This is a genomic window from Paenibacillus taichungensis (genome assembly GCF_013359905.1).
Classification (GTDB): domain Bacteria; phylum Bacillota; class Bacilli; order Paenibacillales; family Paenibacillaceae; genus Paenibacillus; species Paenibacillus taichungensis.
Genome location: NZ_JABMCC010000115.1, coordinates 807,472 through 830,347, shown reverse-complemented (window position 1 = coordinate 830,347; position 22,876 = coordinate 807,472). Strand labels below are relative to the sequence as shown.

The following is a 22,876-nucleotide window of genomic DNA, read 5'->3' as shown; positions in this document are numbered from 1 at the left end:
GTTCAAATTAAACGAGGAGGGGAAAATTTGAATTTCACCATTGGACAGTTAGCTGAAAAGATGAACATTTCGACATATACATTACGCTATTACGAAAAAGAAGGACTATTACCTTTTGTAAAACGAAATGAACACGGAGTAAGATTGTTTGATGAATCAGACTTAGAATTTTTGCATGTTATATATTGCCTGAAAAAAACGGGAATGTCCATTAAAGATATTCGGACATTTATCGATTGGACCAAAGAAGGTGACGCTTCTATACAGAAACGATTCGATATGTTTAAGCAGAGGAAAGATGAAGTTGACAGACAAATAGCAGAATTGCAAGTCTACCGAGAGTGCATCGAATTCAAACGTAACTATTATCAAAAAGCACTCGAAGCAGGAACTGAAGAGGTCCATCACAATAATGATGGGGAAGCAACGAAAATGCCATTGGGAAGATTGGCAAAACTTGGAAAACTGGAGGAATAATACCATGAAAGTTGTAGTAATTGGTGGTAGTGGCCATATCGGAACGTATCTTGTGCCTAAGTTAGTCAAGGCGGGGCATGAGGTTATTAACATTACTCGTGGTCAGAGCAAACCCTACAAAGCAGATCCTGCATGGGAAGAGGTTAAACCGATGCTTATTGACCGAGAGAACGAATTAAATGGAGACTTTGAGAAGAAAATAGCTACATTGAATTCAGATATTGTAGTTGATCTAATTAACTTTTCCCTAGAGGATACAAAACGCATGACAGGAGCCCTTAAAAACACAAATCTTGCCCATTATGTGTTCTGTTCTTCAATCTGGGCTCATGGGCAAGCGACAACCTTTCCCACTGTGGAGGATCAACCTAAGTTTCCATTGGACGAATATGGCCTACAGAAAGCAAAAAGCGAGGAGTACCTGCATCACATTTATCGGCAAGAGGGTTTCCCTGAAACGGTTATTATGCCAGGTCAAATCTCGGGTCCTGGTTGGGTCATTATGAACCCAATGGCTAATCATGACTACATGGTCTTTGATAAAATTGCACGAGGCGAAGAAATTGCTCTTCCGAATTTCGGAATGGAAACCTTACATCATGTTCATTCAGACGATGTAGCTCAAGTTTTCTTTAATGCAATAACTCATCGTAAGGCGGCCTTAGGAGAGAGTTTTCATGCGGTAGCCGAAGAATCAATTACTCTATTAGGCTATGCACAAGCGATGTACCGTTACTTTAGGCAGGAGGAAAGAATCAAGTTCCTTTCGTGGAATGAATGGTGTGATTATACAAAAAATCCGGATTATATTGATCGGACCTATTACCACATCGCCCGTAGCGGGAACTTTAGCATTGAAAAAGGAAAAAGACTTATTGGCTATAAACCAAGACATACACTGTTGGAAACCATCGAAGAAAGTGTATCATACATGGTAGAAAATAATTGGTTTGATCAAGAGAAGAAGTGAATATTAGTTTTTCAATTTGTTTGTTATGAACCAAAGGGCGCTAAGTCGGCGTTATCCCCTTCTAGTAGATAGGAGAAAAAAGATATCTAGTGAGATAGACTTAATCTTGTTGAATGGAGGTTTTTTTATGGGTAAAAGGGATAAGCAACCTTCCAGCCGTAAAAGTATTGATATGGGGGCTTTCCTGGATACTTGAAAAACTGGTTTTTCAGTTCAGTGAGAATTTCTTCTGTGCCTGAATGGAAACCGCAGGGAATAGAAGTAAAGAAATTAGCGTACCTTCTTGGAATGAAAGTGAGAATATGAGGGATTGCTCGTTTTCAGATGTCGCTTTCAAATACAACTTTGATGAGAACAACTCATCTAGCAACATTAAGTATTATCATTTGCAAAACAGAGAACCATTGTTTATTAACAATTGCAATTGCCCAAATCAACATGAAACCGCTAAACAAGAATATTCAATCAATGATATCGTATACACCACAAAAAAATTGCGATAGTGAACATGAGTAATCCAAGTGATGAATATAAGATCCTCCAAAAAACAGTCGAGAGATATGTGAAAAAATTAAGTTTTTGAAGCCGTTAATCTTTTCAGATTAACGGTTTTTTTGTGTTTAACTCGGTTTAAAATGAATAGGAAAAGGGGTTTGTAAACGGCAATAGGTACAAGTTCTTGTCCTTTAACGGTACATGTTCTTGTCCCAAACGGCCAAATCAAATAAGAAAGATGCTTAACATAAGGTGATAATGAACATTAAGATACTGATAAAAAACGTAAAGAGACTGTTATAAAATCAAATTTTTGGATCAGTCAGTCTGAAAAGACTGATTGCTCTTATTTATTAACCATAAACCCATAAACTCGGGAGGGTAAAGAGAGAAGTAAACAGCAATAGGTACAAGTTCTTGTCCTTTAACGGTACAAGTTCTTGTCCTCCGACAGGATTTTGATTAAATCGTCGATCTATGACATATGTACAAAATACGAGTTTTGTGAAACAGTTGTTATAATTGCACCTTAACCCAATCAATTATCTTCAGTTAACTGATGATTCCATAATCAACTCACTCACACTTACATCCCATGGATAAATGTGGCTTTTTCTTTTTATAACCCCCGAGATATTTTTAATTTCGTATGGATAAATATGTGATACCGCATATTATAATTGTCGTATCACACAACTCAGTTATCTTAAATTATAATATGCACTCATTCCAGCTTTATAATGAGCGCATATTATATTTGACTCTCTAAATTTCTTTAATTTTATCCTACGTCATTTTTAATTCTCGTGTACCCAAAATTCAATAATACTGTTCCAGGTATTGGATTCGTTGCCTTGCCCGACATAACGAATGAATTTGGCCTGAATCGGTTCAAATTCAAATGTTTCATAGGCAGCCTGTTTTTGACTGGCCACATTACTTAATACTTTTTGGTAATTAATACCATCAGTTGATATCTCCAAATCAAAATAATTGGATCGCGTATGTCCATTATAGAATTGAATGCTTACCTGCCCTACTTGAATCTGTTGCTCAAGCTCCAACTGCAGGTATTGTCCCTTTCCATCTGCAGACCATCTGGAGTCTGGATCACGATCAATCGTATGGATCGGCAGATTGCCATCATCTGCACTTGCCGTAACTTTGGTTACAACGGCGAACGGTCCTTCCGGTTCGACCATAGGCTCTTTGACCTCAAATTTCTCCCGTGCCTCGACCGTTACGCCATTAAAGACGCAGCTCACGACGATGTCGACCTTTCCCGCTTTTAAAGCATGGAATGTAGTTCCTTCCGTATATCCGATCGTATCATCACTTGATGTGTACGTTACAGGAACATTCAATTCTGCAATGTTTACGATCTCACCATTATCTAATGTTAGAAACGAGGATAATTCTCCGCTTCCGCCTGCGCTGATTGCATTACCTGCGACTCTCCAGCCGGGTACTGCTTTATTGGGACTTATGGAGATATTCTCTGGAAGTACGGGTGTATCAGCTACCTTAAACTTCACTCGTATGTTCTGGGTGTGACCCCGATACGATACAGTGATCTCTCCGGTTCCATTAGTCCCTTGCGGTTGCTTAATTTTAACCTTTGCATCCTTGGCATAAGCTTTTGCAGAGATGATCGGCGTTTCGGTTGTGCCATAAGGCAAAGTATGAACGTAATCCGTTCTTAAGAACTGCATACCTCCTATAGCTTCGCCATTCACCAACAGGGATTGAAGCCCCAGATGAAGATCTTTGATTCGTTTCTTGCTCTGATCTTGATATAAACTTTGCGGGGATAAACGATCGCCCTCACCAATGCCTTCCGCCATATCAAATGGTTGCGTATTCGCATCCGGAATGGAACCGACAATGTTGACGTTCACGCCGGTGTCCTTTCCTTTGGTTCCAATGACATATCCATTCCCGAATTGTTCTGATTCTACAATAACACCGGATTTACTAGGGTGTGCCGCCTGACCGGTCGTATTCCAGAACACACTTTCAGTGGTTACCACCCCATGACGATTCGTTTCTGATGATCCATAATCACGTGTAATGGCAGAGATCCCGTCTCCGTTAACGACCAGGTTGTCGATCAGGTTTGCCATGCTTAAATACATATGAAAATCAGTTAATAATGAAGGTTTCTCAGAATACGAACCTTGCAGGACATTCCCGTTCGCAGAGAAGTTGGCATATGTGAAGCTATGTCTAGCTCCTATTGCCTTACTATTCTTAATGAGATTATCATTGCCAATAAATTGATATAAATAACCGTTCCCATTTGCCCCACGATACTGCGGGTACTGCATGGTTACATGATCTACTGTGACGTTCTTTGTACGATCCAGAATAATCCCTTTGGATAGCAGATGGTAATCTGTATTGCCAGTTGGCTTATAGGTGTTAATATTTCGAATCCAGCTGTTCGCCACTGCAATCACATTGACCGCTTTGGCATTATCGGCTTCATACCCAGCTGTCCCAACGACTTTGAAGTCGTCTTCACCAAGCCCTGACTTTGCATTTTGAATGTTTGCAATCGAGAAATCCTCCAAACCTACTTCGACAATCGGATCTGCGGTCTGACTAATCATAATATCATCGCGGAGCTTCATTGGATAACGCGTTGGAATGTCTAGCGTAATCGTTTTGTTCTCTGAATCTACGCCCACGATTTGGCGATAGAATAACGGTTCTACTTTCCCGAGACGGGACGACCACTTGTTTTGCATGCCAAGTTCACGTAAGAAACCCGGCGTCGTTTCGAATGAAATGACCACGTAATCATTCACCGCAAATCCGCTTGTGTCCTCAACGGGTAGCAGGACGGTTGGATCAGTAACCGACTTGCGAAGTTTCGTAGAAATTCCGGTTTTCTTCCAATCTCCGTTACCGATCCGAATAATATCCTTGTTTTTCATATTTTGCTGTGCATTATAGATATGAGTCTTGTTCATCCCGTCACCTTTCAGGACCACACGACTTGCAGGAATGTTTAGTGAATAATCCTTGCCGTCCTGAGGGTTAACCTGATATGTACCCTTGGGAAGATACACGACACCCCCGCCTAACGCAACAGCAGCATCAATTGCCTTTTGAATAGCCTGTGTTGCGTCACGGCCCCCTGAAGGATCGGCAAAATACGGTGATTTGGTAACGTCAATACGTTTGTTCTTAGCCGTTTTTGGTAGTTCTGTTTCCCCGCGCTTATAACCGGCATACGAAAAGTCATGCAGAAACCTTCCCTGTTCATCTTTAAATCCTGGATACCAATCGTTTGGATAGAGCCTGCTTCTGCCATCCGTACCCAAAGACAGATTCTCACCGGCACGATCAATAGATGGCTGTGAGTCACCTTCTGACGCTCGAACCTCCTGGGTTCCAGGTGCAGACAATCCAACGGTCAACGTAAATGCCAACAATAAAAAAGGCCACTTTCTACGCATGCTTTCGTTCTCCTCCTTTTGGATTTCAGAGTATGTGAGCGGTTTCAAGAAACCCTATAGTCACCTCCGATCCTGCTCAAGCAAGAGTCATGTGCATGCCAACTCAGCATGTCATAACCGATTGTAGAGCACGAGGGAACGAAATTACATCAACAAAAACGACACTTCAATGCCCATTTTATACAATATAAGGATTTATTTAGAGGATACAGCGCGATTATATCGCTCTAACGCCTGTTGTTGAATCTCAATCGCACGATCAATCTGTAATGACTTGATTTGCTCGACATACGTATCGAATGCATTCAACGGCTCAATGCCAAAAATGATTTTAAGCGACATCTCGTCCACCACTTTGTTCACTTCCTGCATGATGACTGACATCTCCGTGCTTTCTTTCTCGGTTTTGGGCAGAGTAGGTACCTGATGCAGAACAGCATCTGTACTGGACCATAACTGCACCGCCTCTTTCTGTTCCGGCAAAATATAATATTGTTCCATATATCGCGTATCCTGGACAAATGGACCGAAATAACTCGCTCTCGTGTACATCGCAAGCGCTTGTGCCGGCGACCACTTATCAGGGTTTTTCAAAATAGTCTCGGTATACGTCGGATACCCGTCCTTCATCTTAAAACTAACACCTTCAATACCAAAGTTGAACAGCAAATGTCCCTCAGGCCCATATCCGTAGTCCAACATCCGTGCTGCTTCTTCTACATGATGACTGTTGCTGGATATGGCGACTCCACTGGAACCGATCGCGGGAGCAAGTTGACCAAATTTCGGGCGATCTCCTTTGTTCATGACAGGATATGGCGCTGGCACAAGCTTTGCATGGGGATCCGTCTCTTGCAAGATGGGTAGCCATGTACCAATCCCCGCCCCTGCATTCCAGATACTCGCTCCGCTGCGTCCTGTGGTCATGTTTGTATCCTGAGTCTCCGAATCGACGGCAGCTAGATTCTTGTCAATGAGTCCCTCCGCATACCATTCACGAAATAAGGATAGAAACGCCTTATATTCAGGTTCTTGTGCCCCAAACTTAATGTGGCCATCTTCCACGTAGAACCCCTTTTTAATGCCAAAAGCGCCAATAAAACCGCCTCCTTCGATACCAAACAACGGATTCGGAACACCAAGGAAAGTAAGCGGGGCGTCGGCTCCCTTTTTGTTCTTAAATGCCTGAAGCATCGTATGCCATTCGTCAATCGTTGTTGGCACATCAAGTCCAAGTTCATCCAGCCAGTCCTTCCGGATAATCGGCCCTTGATAGGTTCGCAGCTTATCATCTCCCTGGACAAAAGGAAACGCATAATAACTTCCGTTCGCTGTGCGAATCTGCATATCAATGTCTGGATGCTCCGTCAGGTACTGCTTCAGATGAGGTGCGTATTGATCAATAACATCGTTTAATCTCAGAATATATCCGTCTTTGATCGCTTTCTCCGGCCCACCGGGATAATTGCTCCACTCGTATTCAATCATATCTGGGAGCTCTCCGGACGTAAGCAGCACATTAATCGCTTCTTTGGCCTGATTGGCTGGAGGCCGGATGAATTGAAGGTTGACTCCGGTTCTCCGCTGCCACTCCTGAAAAAAAGGAACTTCATTGAAGCTGGACTTAATGCTTGCTGCATTGCCATTCAATTCTGCCCAGTAGGTTAATTTTCCATCGTCATTGGGTGAAGCAATTGAGACGGTCTGGTACTCTGATGAGCCGGAACGTTCATCCAGCTTGGCATCCGAATCTGTCCCGTTCTGATCGCAAGCAGTCAGCATGCCAAGCAGTAGGATGAATCCTGTCAACTTTGCTATGAATGCCAACTTCCTCTTTACGTTCATGTTCCGGTCTCCTTTCAAATCAATCAACTGATTTCTTTATATTTACCTGGCGTAATGCCTTCGTATTTCTTGAATACCCGGATGAAAGTTGCTGCATCGTTATACCCGACCATTCGGGATATTTCTGTAATGGATTCCTGTTTATGTTCAATCATTTCTTTAGCCTGTCGGATTCGGCACTTATGAATGCAGTCCAGCAGACCCTCACCAGTCTGATTCTTGAAGAGTTTGGACAAGTAACTGCCCTTCAGCTCAAAATGTTCACCAATGGCGTTGACGTTCAAATTCACGTCTGTATAGTTATTCTCAATATACTGCGTGACTTGGGTACTGAGATGACGCAGGGAATCCTCACGTTCTTGTGATACATTCGTTGCGCGTTTGTCAGCGGCATAGGAACATACCTCCTCAAGCAAGTTCTGCAATGCCTCCTGCATCTCCTGAATGGTATCCCCAGCAATAATGTCCTCAATCCGATGCGGGTATTGGGTTAGCGTATGGTTATCCCTGTCCCCCAGATCATTGATAGCCTTGATCATTGTACCTACCAGGTTAAAAATCAGGCAACGCGCAAGTGTGAGCGACATAATCGGTTTATCAAAATTTCGCTCTGTAATCTCGTTCATATAAGCGCTGGCTTGGTCGGTATCTCCCGCTTTGATGAAATTAAGAAGCTGCTGTTCCACCTGAAGCGGATAGTAGTAGCCAAACGGGTCATCCGCCATCGCATCGCTGCGGACATCGCCATAGGTAATGATACCTTTTTTGCCAAGCACCATTTTGTATTCCATCGCGTCTACAGCTTCCTGGTATGCTTCGGCGATACCAATCCACGACGTATGGCGTCCACTGATGGAGATCGTCAATTCCATATCATAACGTTCCAGGAATCGCTGCGCTTCTGCCGCAATGTGATGAAGATCCTGGTTCCAATCCGAAGAATCCGCTTTCATATTTACAAGGCAGACCATCATATCATCAACTTCAGCCACATATCCGACGTGCTGACGCTCTGAAGCCAGTTCTTCAACCACATTGGAAATAATGAGATGGATTAGCTTGTTTCGTTCGTTGATATCAATACCTGGCAGCTTTCCATAGAGATTCTCTTCATTCTCGATAACAAATAGGATAACAGCAAATTCACTTGAATACAGCGGCATATGGAATGAACGGAATGCATCTTCATAAGGCACAAGCGTATCTTGTTTGCCTTTGAGAAGCCGATTAATCATATTGGAGCGCAGCACCTGCTGATGTTTCTGCAACTGCTGGGCAATCTCATTCTTTTCTGAACGTGTGTTCATGATGACCTTCTGAATAAACCGAAGTTCGTTCCGATCAGCAGGTTCGTTCTGACTATTTTTGTCTTTTAGTGATTCCACGAGCTGTTGGATTGGGGAGTAATTCCGGCGCATGAAGAACCAGGTCAGTACACCCGCGCTAATGAGACTCACTACGATGCTGATATACGTAAAATTGCGGACATACACTGCCTTTTCCCAATATAGGCTGCTGGGAATAATCAATGCGTACTTGAGATCGGATACCGCAGAGTCCATGTAGAACATCTCCGACTTGCCTACCTTGGCGTTATCCAATTGAACCTGATTGCCATTCATGAATGGCTTCAATTCCTCTGACCCCGGATGATTGCTCATCAGAATCTCGTTATTCTGGTTCAGAATCAGCAGCGTGGCATCACTAAAACCTGAAATGCTCTCAATTGCTTCCTGGAATCTTCGCGTATCCGCCATGACGACAACCGTACCGGTCTCCTGACCATTCAAATCATCAGGCAGACGTGTAATGTACGCAATGGAAGACTCCGCCGGAGCTGCATTCTGATGTGGCAGTATAACGAATTGATTCGTCTCTGTACCCAGAATCTGATCCCGCCATGCTTCGAAAGACATTGCACCTGTGTTATGTATGGTATGAAATGCCGTTCGCATATCCCGAATATTACCTGAACGGAGAATGGATTGATCTTTTTTCCACACGACGTAGAATTCATCGATGGATGCGTAGGATGTTTTATAGAGACGGAGTTCCTTTACCAGTTGGTATGCCGTATACGGCGCCTCTTTGGCCGGCTGATTGGAATACATCAACGTTTGCAGATTTGGGCTCCACGTCATTTCCATGTTTAACCGTTTCATCAGATCAACTTGTGTATCGATCGTATAACGCATCTGCTTCAATAAAGAATCGTTGGCTCGATGTATTTCACTCTTCAAAGTTTCATTTGCTTGCATGTAAATAACCAAACTGATCAGAATCGGCACAATCAAAACAGCACTGTAAGAGACAAGCCAGGTTACAATTATGCTTTCTCGTTTTTGCCACAAATATCGAATGTTTAGCAACAACTCATCACCCAACTCTTCGTAGATTATCTATGTTTGGATCAGGAATTTATTATAACGGTAAGAGCGCAATTGGGATATAGATAAAAAGTTCAATTCGATTGACAAAAAGGGTAGCCACCACCGATTTTCCCCGTCAAATCAAGCACAAATAGCCCGAATAGACTAATTTCGTCTATCGGGCATTCGGTATCAAATCGGTATCAAGTTGAGAATGTTATTTAAATATTCTTAGAATTTTTTTAGAAAATGCGATGCTTCCAACCGTTTAGTTTGGCACTCGCCTCGACGTAGAAATAGTCACCGTAAATGAGCGAGACGTTTACGTTCTGACCTGCCGGTTTATGACCGGTTCCCTCGAGAAGCATACCTTCGTGCTCAGGAAGATCCCAGGTTCCATAATGATCCCGCAGGGAACTCAGGATACGTTTGGCAACGGTGGCATAGAGTCTGCCTTCTGGATCAGGAAGAACATCTGCAAGCTCAAGCAATCCGGAAGCAGCAATGGCACCAGCGGAGCTGTCTCGTGGGATCTCCTCCCCTTCTTCGGGCTCAGCACGGAAATCCCAATGCGGAACGCTATCCTCGGGCAGGCTGGAAATGAAGAAGTTCGCCACACGCTGTGCAGCATCCAGATATGACGGGTCCTCTGTATAACGATACGTATTCGTTAATCCATATAAAGCCCACGCCGCTCCCCGACTCCATGCCGAATCCGGCGCCGCTCCCTGTCCACCTATCGCTTCTGTCCGTTCACCTGTCTCGGGATCAAATCGAATGATATGATGCACAGAACCATCTTCCCGCACAAATTGCTTCATGACCATATCCGCATGAGCTTTGGCGATATGGCTGAAACGAGGATCTCCACTTTCCTCAGACGCCCAGAAGAGCAATGACAGGTTCATCATGGTGTCGATGATCGACCAGCCCAGCATGTCTCCATTCCAAGCCCGGATGAAGCCGCCTTTGGTATTGAAACGGCCAGCCAGAAAGTTGGCGGCAAATAAGGCACGCCTTGCGGCATCGGTATCACCGGTGAGCTTGTATTTGATGACAGCCGTAGGCAGGAAATGAAAGCCCACGTCGTGATCAAAGTAGTTGTTTTCTAGAAAACGTTCCGATAGTCGCTCATCCCAATTCCATGCAGCCTCTTTATATTTCTCATCACCCGTCATATCGTACACAATCCATAATATGCCCGGCCAGAATCCCGAGGTCCACCAATCGATTCTCATGTCGTCATAGATGCCATTTGCTCCTGCGACATGCGGAGACTTTTCACCTATGGCTGCAAGCATCTGATCGGCTTTACTTTTAATCTGATCCCACACGTCCTTGTTCACTTCATTTAATACGCTCATGTAACCTCATACCTCCTTACCGTTCTTCAATACTCTGATTTAACCTTTCAATGAACCAACCATGACACCTTTCACGAAAAAGCGCTGCAAAAACGGATAGATGCACAGGATGGGTATCGTCGCTACCATAATCGTCGCATACTTGATGGTTTCCCCGATCTGGAAGCGATCCCCAGCCGATGCACCGGCCGACATGCTCTCTGTAGAATTGGCGATCAGAATCTCACGCAGCACCAATTGCAATGGGAACAGTTCTCGGCTTTTGATAAATACTGATGCATAGAACCACCCGTTCCACTTATCGACCGCGTAATACAGAATCATCACGGCAATGACGGGCATGGACAACGGAATAATGATACGGAACAAAATGGTGAAGTGATTCGCTCCATCAATCTTGGCCGACTCTTCCAGGCTGTCCGGAATGCCCATAAATGACGTTCGCATGATGATCAGGTTAAACGTGCTGATGGCAAAAGGCAGAATGGTCGACCACAATGTATCTAACAGGCCAACACCTTTTACGACCAGGTACAGTGGAATCAACCCGCCGCCAAAGAACATCGTGAACACGATAAAGAACATGAACACCTTGTTCCACATCACGTTTTTACGGGATAGCACATATGCACCAAGCGCAGTCATGAACAGGTTGACGATAACGCCGAACACAAGAATAAACAATGTATTGCGGAAACCTGTGGCTATACCTGGATTGGCAAGTACACTCTTGTATGCTTCCAGACTAAAGCCGACCGGCTTCCACAGGAGGCCTTTGTTTGCTAACAGCTGCGCCGAATCACTTAAGGACGCAAATAACACGTAGAGCAGTGGATACAATGTGACGATGACGAGCAGGATTAGAAACGTATAATTGAAGATCGTAAAGATTCGGTCAAACCAACCGCTTTCCTTAATCAAAGTTACCACCTCACCATAAGCTGTTTTGACTCACTCTGCGGCTGATATAGTTCGCCGAAATCAGAAGAACGAGATTGATCACCGAGTTAAATAGACCAACTGCCGAGCTGTAACTCCATCCGAACTCCAACAATCCCTTTCGATATACGAAGGAGGAGATTACGTCAGCCGTTTCATAGGTCACCGGATTATAAAGGAGAATGATTTTCTCGAACCCGACATTCAGCATATTACCCATCCGGAGAATGAACATGATCGTAATAATAGGCAGCAATCCGGGTAGCGTAATGTGAAACATTTGCTTGAGACGGCTCGCTCCGTCTATCTTAGCCGCTTCATACTGCTCCAGGTCGATGCTCATCAACGCAGCAATATAGATAATGGATTCCCAACCGATCCGCTGCCATATTTCAGACAGAACATAGATCGGACGGAACAGCTCCGGCTTTTGCAGCATCGCCTGACCGTCATATCCAAGCATCATGATCAGACGGTTGATTAGACCATCCGCGTTCGTGAAGTCTGTAATAATACCGCATATGACGACGAGAGAGATGAAATAAGGCATATACGTTATCGTCTGAACGACCCGCTTGAACGTGCGCTTGCGTACTTCATTAATGAGCAGCGCCAGAATAATCGGTGCGGGGAATTCGAAGACCAGTGTGTACAAACTGATAAGAAGGGTGTTCTTCAGAACACGCAAGAAATAATAACTGTTGAAAAACTCTTCAAAGTGCTTCAGCCCAACCCAATCACTCCCCAAAATACCCTTCATCGGAGAATAATCTTTAAAGGCAATAATTGCGCCGTACATCGGACCGTAATGAAATATTAAATAATATCCAATAACGGGAATCATCATGATGTACAAATACTTGTTCATCATGAAGTCCCGCACGAACCGGCTTCTAAAGGATTGACGATTGCTCATGATGTACCTTTTCACCTCTTTTCAATCGGGAGGGCTAGAGCCCTCCCCTTTTACAATTACCGGTTGTTGTAGCGTTCGAGTGCTGCTGTTTGGATTTCAATAGCTCGATCCAGATGTAACGATTTCATTTTCGCGACATAGCTCTCGAATTGATCCACTGGTTCGTTACCCAGAATGATCTTGATGGTCATCTCATCGACGAGTGTGTTGATATCATTCATGATGGTCGCGTATTCGGAGCTCTCTTCAGGTGTAGGTGTGATTGAAGGCAGATTATATTTGGCGGCCTGTGTATTCTTCCATACATCAATGGCATCACGCTGAGTCTGTAATGCAAAGAACTGCTCGGCATAACGTTTGTCTTGAACGAATGGACCGTTATAGCTGCTGCGGGCATATAGTGAAATCGCTTGTGCAGGAGCGAGTTTATCCGGATTCTTTAGCAACAAGTCCGTGAATTTCGGATAATCTCCTTCCAAGTTATAGCTGACACCCTCTTCACCGAAGTTGAAGAACATGTGCCCTTCCTCACTATAGCCGTAATCCAGCATGCGAACGGCAAGTTCCGGGTCCTTGGCTGCTGTTGTGATGGCAACCGTACCTTCCGAGGCATAACCCTGGTTAAGCTGGCCGAATTTAGGAATATCCCCTTTGTTAAGTACCGGATATGGTGCGGCGACCAGAACGGCATCCGGATCATTTGCTTCTACGAGCGGTTGCCATTTGCCAATACCTCCGCCTGCGTTACCGACACTAGCGCCAGTAGCACCCGAAGCGAGGTTACCGTCAACGGATTTGGTATCCGCTGTTGAGATGTTTTTATCAATCAAGCCTTCTTTGTACCATTCCTGGAATAACTTCAAGTATTCTTTGAAACCTTCTTCCGCAGGACCAAATTTGATCTGTCCGTCTTCCTGATAGAATCCACGGTTTACACCGAAGGCGCCCAGGAAAGCACCATTACCGGAATCGTTAAAGAATCGTGGCTTACTTACAACAGAGAACGGAGCGGCTGCGCCTTTTTTCTCTTTGAAGGCTCTCAGAGTTGTTGTCCACTCATCAATCGTTTCCGGAACAGGCAGTCCCAGCTCATCCAGCCAATCCTTACGAATGATTGGTCCCTGGAAGACACGAAGATACTCATCTCCCCGAATGAACGGGAATACATAGTAGCTACCACTGTCCGTTTTGACCATCTTGTCGATGTCCGGATTGTCCTGCAGGTATTTCTTCAGATTCGGAGCATACTGGTCAATCAGATCGTTCAGCTTGAGGATATAACCATCATTGATGGCTTTCTCCGGTCCACCAGGGAAATCTCCGATAAAATTGTACTCCAGCATGTCAGGCAAATCCCCGGAAGCCAGCATCACGTTAAAGGATTCTCTGACCTGACCGGTCGGTGGTGCCGTGAATTTGAGTGGCACGCCGGTTTTTTCCTGCCATTTTTGAAAGAATGGAATTTCGCTGTGCGAATTTTTGACCCCGATCAAGTTTCCGTTAATTTCACCCCAGTACGTAAGCGTCTTATCCGTTTGAATTGGATAGGTTGTTGCTTCCGTTGATCCGCTTGGTGTGCCTTTTTCAGCATCGCCCGTTTTACTGTCTCCGGACGAACACCCCAGGATCGTTGTACCTAATAACAGGATCATCAAACTCGTAGATAACACTTTTCTTCTCATGGACCTTATCCTCCACCTTTTGGGAATGTCTGTGCTCTACCTCAGAGTAAGGGAGAGCGCATTGTAGCGATATTCGCAAAAGATGAAATGACATGTTGATTTCGTCAGAACCAAATGATCATTTAGCCAAAACGATAGACGAATTCTCTATATAATCTTCTGCCATGCCTTGATTTTGCAGTGTTGGCGCGGGTTTGTGACTGTACTTATGGCAGCACAAAAAAACAGACCATGAACAAGGTTCATCGTCTGTAACGTGTGTGAATATGAGTGGATTGGAACATAAACAATATTTGTGCCGGGGATTACCTTCGCATTTTTAGTCCCAAACAACTTCGGTACCTGCGATAAAATCATGTATTGCACGTTTGTCTTCTCGTACAGCAACCATGATGACACTCGCAATGAAACCAATGCCAAATGTGATTCCATATACCAGTCCTGCAACAACAACTCGCATGAGCATGGTTCCAATTCCAGGGGGCTCATGTGTATCGTATTTTCGAATTCGAATTCCGCAAATACGTTTTCCTATCGTTCGGCCACTCCATAATACAGGTAATAAAATGGAATATAATCCACTCAGTAGTTTAGCTAAAGGCTCGTCATTATCATAATTTCCAGTCAGTACACCTACAATAATGGCTAAAGGGATTGAAACAATAATTCCATCTAACAAGTTTGCTCCTAATCTAACCCAAAAACCTGCTTCTCTCAAATGAATGCCTCCTTTCATATGGATTTAGTTGAATGTATGTAGACACATATCCATGTAGTATAACAGAAAAATATTCCATTAAGTTCTTAATCATCCTATTCAAGGAATCGAGAAAGGCTCCTCAACTTTTGTTGAGAAGCCTTTTCATGGCGAACCTTTTAACTTTTAAATCTTTTGTTATATTTCTATTCAGCGTTACTTCTGTCCTTCCAAAATCAGGTTACCCAAACGATCCATGAGTTCCATCCGTCCCATAGCCGTATAAGAATAATTGTAGTTATCTACGCTGGAGATTTTATAAATCTTCCCATCCTTGACGGCATTCATGTTATTCCACACCTTGCTGTCTTCCATCTTGTTCTCGCTATTCTCCATCAGCACCAGCTGGTCCGGATTGACGGAGATCAACGCCTCTATACTGATCTGTTTGCCTCCCCAGCCTTCGGGCTCAGGAATACCTTCTGTGCGTTTTAGTCCCCACTCGCCGTACAACATCTCTGCCGCACCTTTATTCGAATAGATCACCAGATTGTTAGGATAGGTTTCGATGACCGCAAAAGATTCACCGTTCACAGCCGATTCAAGTTTTTGCTTCCACTCAGCCGACTTTGCATCATATTTAGCCAGGAACTCATCCTTTTTGGTTTCTTCTCCGAACGTATCTGCCAGGAACGTCAGACGTTCTCTCCAATCATAATACGAGTATGGCAAAACAATTGTCGGTGCAATTAAGGATAAGGTTTCATACTGATCTGTATTAAAATCCTTTCCCAGAATGATCAGATCCGGGTTCGACGCATTCACCGCTTCTATACTGAATTTGCTGCCCAGCCACCCCAGAACCACGGTATTTGCATCCAACTTGTCTTTAAGGGGTGGAGTGATCTGATCCTGCTGCCCATAATCGGCGCTGGTTGTAGCGACAGGCGTTTTGCCAACGATCAATAATTCCTCTGTTGAGCCGGACAGATCCACAATCCGCTGCGGATTAAGGGGGATTGTAACTTCCTCTCCATTTGGATTGGTGATGACTTTCGTTGTCGCTTGCGTCGTTCCCTCTGACGAACTAACCTCCTGACTGCTTGTCTGTTCAGTTCCGCAAGCCGCAAGCATCAGCATGGAGCATAGTGCAATCCATATATAAATTCGTTTTAACATTTAAATTATTCTCCTTTTGAGTCAATTCATCTATCTGGTTTGGACGACTGCGTTCATCGCTATACCTTTACCTGCCATCCCTCGGCATCATGCTGTAATTGCCACAGACGCGAATAGATACCTGATGTTAGCAATAATTGCTCATGCGTTCCTTGTTCGACAAGCTGGCCCTGATCCAGAACAAGGATCTGATCCGCATTTTGGATCGTTTTCAAACGATGGGCGATTAGAATTACCGTTTTGTTCGCGACCAGCTCGTTAATCGCTTGCTGAACTGCGGCTTCATTTTCTGGATCAAGTGATGCCGTAGCTTCGTCCAGCAATACGATGGATGCATTTTTCAACAACGCACGTGCAATCGATATACGCTGTTTTTCCCCACCAGATAACGTCGAGCCTCCTTCTCCCACTAACGTGTCATATCCTTGAGGCAGACTTGCGATAAACTCATGACAGCAAGCCCGACGTGCTGCTTCTTCAATTTCTGCCTGGGTAGCCTCTTTCTTCCCTACACGTATGTTGTTACCGATTGTATCCTGAAACAGATACACGTCCTGGAAGACAACAGAGATATCCTCCAACAGTTTCTCCGGGTCCATACGGTTAATTGGCTGCCCGCCAATGGTAATGGAACCTGACTGCACATCCCAGAAACGCGCAATGAGACGGGTAACCGTACTTTTTCCACTACCGGATGGCCCTACAAGTGCAGTAATGGTGTGCGGAGGAATGGTAAACGACAAATTCTTCAGCACAGGCAGCTCATCATCATAACCAAAGGTTACGCGGTCAAACGAAATCGCCTGATTAGGTTGTACGCTTCCTGTTCCTGTCATTGGGGCCTCCTGCTGCACTTCCATAATGCGCCGTGCACTATATGCGGAGTATCGCATTTCACCATAACTCATCAGCGCAACGGTCAGAGGTTCAAACACTTTCGTACCGACTAGCAAAAATAGCAGAAATATCGGCAATGTCAATTCCCCGCCAGCAAGCAAATAACTCCCTGCCAAAATCATCCACGTCATGCCGGAACGCGCAAGAAGCATCGCCCCCATAATCATCGGACCCATAATGCCTTCCAACCGAATGGATGCCGACTTCAACTCGTTAAAAGAACGACGCAGTCGTTCAAATCGTTCTCCGCCCATATTGTGGGCTTTGATCTCACGAATACCGGTCAAATACTCTTGTAGTCGACTGGCAGCTTCGTTCTTGGCTCTCACATGATTCTCGCTTAAGCGAGCCTGAATGGAGTCTGTCACCCATAACAAGGCCACCCCCAGTGGAACAGCGACGAACATCGCAACTGCCATTCGCCAATCTACAAACAGCAGTCCAACAAAAGCCAGCACCGGCAGCACAATTGCGCTGATGAGCTGTGACAGATTGTGAGAGATCGTATGCTCTACCTGTCCGTAATCACTCAGAATCAGATTGGTCAGATCTCCCGGGTCCCTTTTACCGAAGAAACCCAATGATAGATGACGAATATGTTCAGCCAGCTTCAAACGTCCCGTTGCGGCGAGGCTGTATGCTGCCCGATAGGTTTTATCATAGAGAGAAGAGTAAGCCGCATACTCCACCAACAGCCATGCAAACAGAATGCAGCACACCATCCACATTCGCTGGATGTCCAGTCCCTTATCCGGTTCAGCGAAGGATTTGTATATCGTATTGAAAATATCAACGAGCAGCGCAGCCGGAATGATCTTGGCAATCCCGTCCAGAATGGCGGCTATGATGGATGGAAGCAGACTGCGGGGGTTACCACCCGATATGTTGTATAAATAGTTCCTCATTGCTTCGCACCTCCAAGCTTCCAGGAAGCAGCATGAATATGGGCCTGCCACATCTTCTCATACAAACCGTCTGCCTCACGTAATTGATCATGTGTACCTCGCTCAACAATGGTACCCTGGCGAATGACCAGGATCTGTTCAGCTGACCGAATCGTTGTTAGACGATGAGCAATAATCAGCACCGTTTTACCTTGAACCAGTTGGGCCAGTCCTTGCTGGATCTTATGTTCATTCTCTGCATCCGCATATGCTGTCGCTTCATCCAAAACGAGAATGGGAGCATCCTTGAGTAAAGCTCTCGCAATGGCAATCCGTTGAGCTTCACCACCAGACAGGTACGTACCACCTTCTCCAATTTTGGTGTCATATCCCTCATCCAGCTTCTCAATAAACTCATGACAACAAGCTGTTCGAGCCGCAGCAATGACATCATCCCGCGATGCAGCTGTATTGCCCATGCGGATATTTTCCTCAATCGTATCGTAGAACAGATGTACGTCCTGGAATACAAACGAAATCGTCTCCATCAGCTTCTCTGTCCCCATTTCCTGAATGGGAACCCCACCAATCGTAATTTCGCCTTGCTGCACGTCCCAGAAACGCAGAAGCAGATTGGCAATGGTAGATTTTCCGCCACCCGAAGGTCCAACCAATGCCGTCATTTCTCCTGCTTTAGCTACAAAATCAACTTCTTGAAGCACAGGTTTGAACGCTTTGCTATCCTTTTGTTCATACGCAAAGGATACCTGCCGAAAAGCCACATCATATGTATCGGGCACTAGCGGAGTGAGAGGTTCCTGTACAACCGACTCAGCAAATACAGCCTTGATTCGATTCTGACCTTCTACGATCTCACGCATGCCACTACCCAGATACATCAGTTTCAAGAGTGGTGCGGACAAACTTGGTGTAATGATTAGAAATAGAATAAAGGTGATCGCGAAAGACTGATTGCCTGCGTTTTCGCTTGAAAGTAAAATGCCGATCGGAACAATAAAGGTCACCAGCGAAATAATGATGATGAAAAACATGCCATACGACGTCTTGCATAAATCGGTTATTCTCAACGAGATATCCCGATATCTCGTTACTGCCTGTTTAAAGGTGAGGAACGAGTCCGCTGTAATACCGAATACTTTTACCGCCGGCATTCCTCTTACGTATTCAACCCCTGTTGAGTTCATTTCTTCAATCGCATACTGAAAATCACGATATGCCTGACGTCCCCGTTCACTTCGGAAGATGCTGCTTTGCAGCCAGAACCCGATAATCATGGGAACTAGCAAGACCAGTGCCATACGGTAATCTAGCCAGAACAAATAGCATAGTAGCACTAGTGGAATGACGATCGCACTCACCAGATCGGGAAGCTGATGCGCGATGAACTTCTCTATTTTCTCAACGCTAACTTCAATGATTTTTTTCAGCTCACCTGTCGCAGTTCGAGTGTGATACCCCATCGGCACTTTTGCCACATGATCGGCAAGCTTTACTCTGAGCTGGTACAGGATGTTGAATGCAGCGATATGCGAGCACATTCCTCCAATATAGAGCGCGATAAGACCCGCGATTAGCGCTCCAAAAGAGACGAATCCCCAATACATCAGCAAATCCCTGTCCAGGCCAGATGGCTCTCGGCGATGGATTAACAGTTCTTCGACGATTTTATACACTCCGATAAATGGAACCATTTGCAGCAGACTCGATAAAATCGAGAAGATACTTGCTGTAATCAGCAAACCTTTCCGCTCCTTGGTTACTTCCATTAAACCGGATACTTCAGATGTGGTGTTCATCCCGCTCCTCCTGACATTAATAATCATTCTCAATATCGCGCAGTGTTATATACGCCCCATTAATATCTCACAGCACAGTGATCAGCTACTACCTTAAAACGGAGCAAAAATACCTCTATACGGATAATAAATGGCATCATTTTGTTTCATTTCATCTGATAATTCACTAGAACAAAAGAAAAGAGACCATATATTGCACATATGGCCTCTCTGCACTGGGGTGACATGGATTGGTTACGTCTGCTCGTGAAAAGCTTTCCAGAATGAACCCTCTGTATTAATGATATCCTTGATCTGGGCAAAAGGAATTGTAAATGTCGGAAATCCCGCGACATAAGGAGCGATTTCATAAGGGCTAAAGTATAGATGTAGTGCATTCGCTGTGACAAAAAAAGGCTGATCCGGGCTGATTCCCTCATACGTGTCCGGAAAAACATAAGAGTATTGTGGATCATTTTTGATCTGATCACCTACAATTTTGCTGAGCACCTTAACATAATCACTGTTCGGTTTAAACAAATCCTTGAGTTCATACATCTGGCCGCTGCTCAGATTAATAATCGCATAGATCATCGTCGGCATGCCATGTGCTGCACCAGCCGGGTAGTTATAACCCGTGAGCTTGAGTTGAAGCAATTGCTGCTGATAGAACGTGATATCAAAATCCCCTGTATATGTGTAACCCAGCTTCTGATCCGCAGGGATTGGCTTCACTTGGGATAGTGCCTTTAACTTGGCGTTTACTGCAAGCTGAACGGCTTGATCGGTTAACCCTTCCACCTGCGGATAATACACGAGATAATCGGGGTTTGGCTTATATTTCTCTTCCCGTACACGATATGGCGGGTGAAGCGGAACGATTGTATTTTGCCGCCAAATGATCTGCCCGTTTCGGTTTACATAGGATACGCGCTGGTCCACATACGCCTTGATCACATCGGGAGCTACCAATTCAAGTGTGCCCGAGCCTTCAACACGGGGGTATCCCGATGCAGGTCGCCCATTTAGATCCAGAAAGAACGTTTGTGTTCCATTCGTGACTGAAGCCAGCCCTCCCTTGTAATTCGATACATCCGTATATACAAAATCGGAAAGTTTTCTACCAGTGACATCTGCAATTGCATAGACCGAACCTAAGAAAGACTGTTTGGGGTCAATCGCTTGCCCCAGGGCTAGCCGATGTTCTCCCAGATCTCGAATGTCATTATAGGCGGGTTGGATGGTAAATGTGCCCTGTGTGTTAATAACGCCATAGATGTAGTTGTAATCCTCCGCTGTATTCACAATAGCGTATCCACCACTGAACGGAAATGCCGAAGTGAAGCTCGGCTGAATTCGGATATGACCACTTTCGTCGATATAACCGTATTTACCCGATGTCTCTTTCTGAAAAGGAAGTAATCCGTTACCCAGAGGTCCTACGTAGGCATACGGATACGTCGCCAGCCGCTCACCATTTCGGTTAATTAACGCATATTCATTTTCTTTGATCTGCACAACGGCCTTGCCATCCTGAAAATCGTTCGCTGAAGCGAACTGTGCCCGAATGACCTCATTTCCGGAGGTATCCAAGTAACCGTAACGACTGACCTCACCGCCTGCCTGACTGTTGTCTGAAAGGTAAAACAACGCCCGGCCGTCCTTCACATCGGCAATAAAGGGATATGCCCGTTTGGTCAATACTGCGCCTTGTTCATCAATCATCTTGAACCCTTGGGAATCAATGACAATGGCCCGACCTTCTGTGAAAGAATTAATGGAATCGTATACAGGTTGAACGACAAATTGCCCGTTAAGATTGATGATGCCAGTCTTCCCGTCTTTTACGACGACAGCCAGGCCATTTCGTTGAAAGTCTTGGGCATCGTCAAGTATCGGTTCAAGACGAATACGACCTTGGGCGTCCATATAACCCCACCGGGTTCCAGTTGTTGTTCTGACCGATATCGGAAATAACCACGTCGTTTCACGCGGAACCTCTGTGCCCATGGCTTGCCTAATCTTTTTTTCCAGCTCAAGCAGAACTTCCCGTGAAGGGTATGGTTCATTGAAGCTTAGCGCTTTTTGGACAGAAATGAGTGCGGCAGGAAATTGCCCGGCCTTGAACTGTGCATCGGCGAGATAATACCAATAGAAAGTGTAGTCTGGATATTGTGCAGTTAATTGTTCGTAATACTGTACAACTTTTGGGAAGTAATACGGATATACATCAGTTGCAGGAACCCATTTACCATTCTGCCAGCGGATGATTTCGACCCGATAAGCTTCACCTGTATCATGAATCCATAGTGCAATCTCTACTTTGCCATCTCTGCCGTGGTGACCCGGCATATCGATGATTTCCGCATGGCTGTAATACAAATCTTCTGGCGCCTGATCTGTCAGTCCTGATTCTGTCCAATCGTATACAGCAAGCTTCGACCAGATCGCACCGACCTGCCAGCCAACAATGAGATTGTTCCGCGCCGTGGATGTCACAGATGCCGCTGTCAGCAAGGTAACACCATAACCCAGGCCTTTGGTCAAAGACATCTTGATCCAGTGACCCTGGTAAAATTTCAGAACAAGCAGCATCAATTCTCCGCCCTGCTCATATACAGCAGCAATTTCCGGCATTCCGTCTCCGGTTAAATCTGAAGCATAAATGGCCGGATGTTTGACCGGTTTATCAATGGTGACGACAGTTGCGTCAGCCGGGATATGTTGATTGACAATTTGCGTTAACAGAGGTTCGCTCATGGACATGCCTGTTTCCTCCTTAAGACAGCATTCGCCTAATGGTATGGGTATGCATCATAAGCGGGGATATGACATCTGAGCGAATATAACCGTTAACTTTGGAGATTCAAAAACCTAATTTACTCAAATAAAATAAAAAGAA

General features: G+C 44.9%; 14 protein-coding genes. 2 read left to right on the top strand and 12 right to left on the bottom strand.

The annotated features are described in order from the left end of the window. The first annotated feature begins 27 nt into the window (after window positions 1-27). Entirely contained in the window at window positions 28-477 is a 450-nt protein-coding gene (locus tag HP548_RS22795) for a MerR family transcriptional regulator (RefSeq protein WP_099859315.1), read from the top strand. Between the two features lie 4 nt (window positions 478-481). After that, on the top strand, window positions 482-1,447 hold the full coding sequence (locus tag HP548_RS22790; protein ID WP_099859316.1) for an NAD-dependent epimerase/dehydratase family protein: 966 nt from the start codon (window positions 482-484) through the stop codon (window positions 1,445-1,447). A gap of 1,292 nt (window positions 1,448-2,739) precedes the next feature. Here HP548_RS22790 and HP548_RS22785 read toward each other — a convergent pair. The 12 genes from HP548_RS22785 to HP548_RS22730 form a co-directional block, all read right to left on the bottom strand. After that, on the bottom strand, window positions 2,740-5,406 hold the full coding sequence (locus HP548_RS22785; RefSeq protein ID WP_175382950.1) for a discoidin domain-containing protein: 2,667 nt from the start codon (window positions 5,404-5,406) through the stop codon (window positions 2,740-2,742). Between the two features lie 195 nt (window positions 5,407-5,601). Further along, a complete protein-coding gene (locus HP548_RS22780; protein WP_175382949.1) occupies window positions 5,602-7,251 on the bottom strand; it encodes an extracellular solute-binding protein in 1,650 nt (549 codons plus the stop codon). Window positions 7,252-7,274: 23 nt separating this feature from the next. Further along, complete coding sequence (locus HP548_RS22775) at window positions 7,275-9,602, bottom strand: helix-turn-helix domain-containing protein (RefSeq protein ID WP_246318162.1); 2,328 nt, start codon at window positions 9,600-9,602, stop codon at window positions 7,275-7,277. A 260-nt stretch (window positions 9,603-9,862) separates the two neighbouring features. Further along, the gene (locus tag HP548_RS22770; RefSeq protein ID WP_409347673.1) at window positions 9,863-10,921 is read right to left on the bottom strand and encodes a glycoside hydrolase family 88 protein; all 1,059 of its coding nucleotides are present in this window, start codon (window positions 10,919-10,921) and stop codon (window positions 9,863-9,865) included. A 102-nt stretch (window positions 10,922-11,023) separates the two neighbouring features. After that, window positions 11,024-11,905: a carbohydrate ABC transporter permease gene (locus tag HP548_RS22765; protein WP_063563855.1), complete on the bottom strand. Its 882-nt coding sequence runs from the start codon at window positions 11,903-11,905 to the stop codon at window positions 11,024-11,026. Between the two features lie 10 nt (window positions 11,906-11,915). After that, a complete protein-coding gene (locus HP548_RS22760) occupies window positions 11,916-12,839 on the bottom strand; it encodes an ABC transporter permease (protein ID WP_072732961.1) in 924 nt (307 codons plus the stop codon). A gap of 56 nt (window positions 12,840-12,895) precedes the next feature. Then, window positions 12,896-14,521 (bottom strand): extracellular solute-binding protein, encoded by a 1,626-nt coding sequence (locus tag HP548_RS22755; RefSeq protein ID WP_175382947.1) that lies wholly within the window; start codon window positions 14,519-14,521, stop codon window positions 12,896-12,898. 319 nt (window positions 14,522-14,840) lie between these two features. Next, the gene (locus HP548_RS22750; RefSeq protein WP_076288706.1) at window positions 14,841-15,257 is read right to left on the bottom strand and encodes an RDD family protein; all 417 of its coding nucleotides are present in this window, start codon (window positions 15,255-15,257) and stop codon (window positions 14,841-14,843) included. A 177-nt stretch (window positions 15,258-15,434) separates the two neighbouring features. Next, the gene (locus HP548_RS22745) at window positions 15,435-16,397 is read right to left on the bottom strand and encodes an ABC transporter substrate-binding protein (RefSeq protein ID WP_246318161.1); all 963 of its coding nucleotides are present in this window, start codon (window positions 16,395-16,397) and stop codon (window positions 15,435-15,437) included. Window positions 16,398-16,456: 59 nt separating this feature from the next. Further along, entirely contained in the window at window positions 16,457-18,199 is a 1,743-nt protein-coding gene (locus tag HP548_RS22740; RefSeq protein ID WP_175382946.1) for an ABC transporter ATP-binding protein, read from the bottom strand. Next, complete coding sequence (locus HP548_RS22735; RefSeq protein WP_175382945.1) at window positions 18,196-19,995, bottom strand: ABC transporter ATP-binding protein; 1,800 nt, start codon at window positions 19,993-19,995, stop codon at window positions 18,196-18,198. Before HP548_RS22735 ends, HP548_RS22740 begins: the two co-directional genes overlap by 4 nt. Before the next feature lie 234 nt (window positions 19,996-20,229). Beyond that, window positions 20,230-22,740, bottom strand: coding sequence for a WG repeat-containing protein (locus tag HP548_RS22730; protein WP_175382944.1), 2,511 nt, complete (start codon window positions 22,738-22,740; stop codon window positions 20,230-20,232). Window positions 22,741-22,876 lie beyond the last annotated feature (136 nt).